Source organism: Flavobacterium sp., from assembly GCF_046317795.1.
Taxonomy (GTDB): Bacteria; Bacteroidota; Bacteroidia; order Flavobacteriales; family Flavobacteriaceae; genus Flavobacterium.
Genome location: NZ_JBKCVI010000043.1, coordinates 1 through 2,768, shown reverse-complemented (window position 1 = coordinate 2,768; position 2,768 = coordinate 1). Strand labels below are relative to the sequence as shown.

Genomic DNA, 2,768 nt, shown 5'->3' with positions numbered 1-2,768 from the left:
GTAATTTTTTCTAAATCACCATATACTATTTTGGCCGATTTTGATAATTCTTGAACGCGTCCTTTTAGTACATTCACTTGGTCTTTACTTACCAGAGCGCCCATGCGTACTTCTTTCAATCTTGGGTCTCCAATCGAAACTTTATCCAATGATTTTCCCAATGCCATTTGAACGTCATCCATCAGCTTTTCCGGAACAATCATTCTACGTATAGCCGTACATTTTTGACCTGCTTTCACCGTAATTTCGCTTCGAGCTTGATTGATGAATAAATCGAATTCGGGTGTGCCTGGAACTGCGTCTTCGCCCAATATAGAAGCATTCAAACTATCCGCTTCTATCGTAAACGGAACCGATTCCTGAATAATTCTTGGATGTGATTTCAACAATCTTCCTGTCGCTGCTGATCCTGTAAACGTAATCACATCCTGGCTTTCGACCGTATCAAAAATGTTTTTGGCCGTACCACAAATCAATTGCAAAGCACCTTCTGGCAAAATATTGGAGGCGATAATTTCTCTTACTACCGCTTCTGTTAGATAGGCAGTTACTGGGGCTGGCAACACAACAGCCGGCATTCCTGCCATCCAGTTGACAGCACATTTTTCTAACATTCCCCAAATTGGAAAATTAAAAGCATTGATATGAATTGCCACTCCTTTTTTCGGTACCAAAATATGATGCGCCATAAATCGACCGCCTTTCGACAAATCAATCGGGTCTCCTTCTACGTGATAGGGTTGATTGGGAAATAATTTTCGCAGCGACGCATTGGCAAATAAATTACCAAAACCTCCTTCAATGTCAATCCACGAATCGACACGTGTAGCGCCAGTTCGGTAACTGATTTCATAGAATTGTTCTTTGCGTTTGGTTAAATACAATGCCAAACTTTTAATCCTATTCCCACGTTCTTGAAAGGTCATTTTGCGAAGTTGTTCACCGCCTTTAGTTCTTCCGTAGTGCAAAATAGCTGGAATATCCAATCCTTCCACTGACGTTTCTGCAATGAATTCGCCTGTCACTGCATCAAAAGAAGGTTTTCCTTCTCCAGTTGCTGATGTCCATTTTCCTTGTACGTAATGTAGTGTTGTGTTCATACTCTATATTTTTTTGCTATAAATTCGAAGATTTTTTTTACAACGAATTGCACAAATTTTCACAAATTATTTTCCATTGGCTAAAGCCAACGGCTATTCAACTACGCGTTCTATTATTGCTGCATATCCTTGTCCAACACCGATACACATTGTGATTAATGCATATCTTTTTCGTGCTAGTTGCAATTCTAGTGCTGCTGAATAGGCAATTCTTGCACCTGTTACACCAAGTGGATGACCGATTGCTATTGCGCCACCATTTGGATTTAATCTTGGGTCGTTATCTGCAATTCCCCATGCACGCGTACAAGCCAAAGCTTGTGCGGCAAAAGCTTCGTTTAATTCAATAATATCGATTTGGTCTAAAGTTAAACCGGCTTTTGCAAGCGCTTTATTTGTGGCTTCTACTGGACCTATTCCCATGATTCTGGGTTCTACCCCTACAACGGCTGAACTTACGATTCGTGCTAATGGCTTTAAATTATATTTTTTAACCGCTTCTTCCGATGCAATTATTGTAGCGGCAGCGCCGTCATTTAATCCTGATGCATTTCCTGCGGTTACGCTTCCGTCTTTTTTGAAAGCTGGGCGTAATTTGGATAATCCTTCCGATGTTGTATTTGGTTTGATGAATTCGTCTTTATAAAATTGAATTGGGTCGCCTTTTCGTTGCGGAATTTCTACCGAAACAATTTCTTTGGCTAATCTTCCTGAAGTTTGTGCTGCAGTTGCTTTCATTTGACTATTCAAAGCAAAAGCATCTTGATCTTCTCGAGAGATATTGTATTTTTCTGCTAAGTTTTCTGCAGTATCTCCCATGGCATCGGTTCCGTACATGGCATGCAATTTAGGATTGATAAAACGCCAACCGAAACTACTATCATACATTTTACTATCCGTACCGAAAGCAACAGTTGGTTTGGAAACCACTAAGGGTCCACGGGTCATGTTTTCGATTCCTCCTGCAATAAATACATGTCCGTCACCCGCTTTAATGGCACGACTCGCGTGAATTATTGCTGACAAACCCGAACTGCATAAACGGTTTACGGTTTCACCAGGAACGGTGTAAGGCAAACCAGCTAGCAGCAATGACATTCTGGCTACGTTACGGTTATCTTCACCAGCTTGATTGGCACAACCCATGATGACATCGTCGTAGGCCTCTTTGGGAATGTTTGGGTTTTTTTCAACTATGGTTTTGATTACTAAAGCGCCTAAATCATCGGGACGAATCGTTGATAATGTGCCTTGGTAACTTCCGATTGGAGTACGGACTCCGTCTATAATGTATGCTTCCATTTCTTTCATTGATGATGGATAATTTACAATTGATTATTCTTACTCATGACTGATTTATCAATTGTTTATTATCAATTGTTTATTATTCTTCCCATTCTTTATCGCTTCTGAAAACAGTACCTTTGAATAAAGCAACTACTGTGTTTTCTTTTTTTATTTCGATAGTATAAAATCCAAATTTATTTTTTAATGCTTCTTGTTTGGCTACAGCCACTATTGTATCAGCTTCTTTCAAGGTTTCGATATGATTAATGGATGTGTCTATGCTTACTGATTGTCGGCCGTGCGAATTAGAAGCAAAAGCCAAAGCGCTATCGGCAAGCGAATAGGTAATTCCACCGTGTGCGATGGCAAAACCATTGAGCA

General features: G+C 40.1%; 3 protein-coding genes. All 3 read right to left on the bottom strand.

The window, feature by feature from the left end:
- The coding region (locus ACK5ON_RS02765; RefSeq protein ID WP_409819670.1) for an aldehyde dehydrogenase family protein at positions 1-1,100 on the bottom strand (1,100 nt) is incomplete at its 3' end.
- A 93-nt stretch (positions 1,101-1,193) separates the two neighbouring features.
- Positions 1,194-2,402: a 3-oxoadipyl-CoA thiolase gene (pcaF, locus tag ACK5ON_RS02760; protein ID WP_409819672.1), complete on the bottom strand. Its 1,209-nt coding sequence runs from the start codon at positions 2,400-2,402 to the stop codon at positions 1,194-1,196.
- Between the two features lie 82 nt (positions 2,403-2,484).
- Positions 2,485-2,768: hotdog fold thioesterase (locus ACK5ON_RS02755; protein WP_409819668.1), on the bottom strand; the 284-nt coding region annotated here is incomplete at its 5' end.

What these genes read in the sequence shown, in the direction of transcription:
- pcaF (WP_409819672.1), bottom strand. Translation starts at nt 2,402, where the DNA reads ATGGAAGCATACATTATAGACGGAGTCCGTACTCCAATCGGAAGTTAC.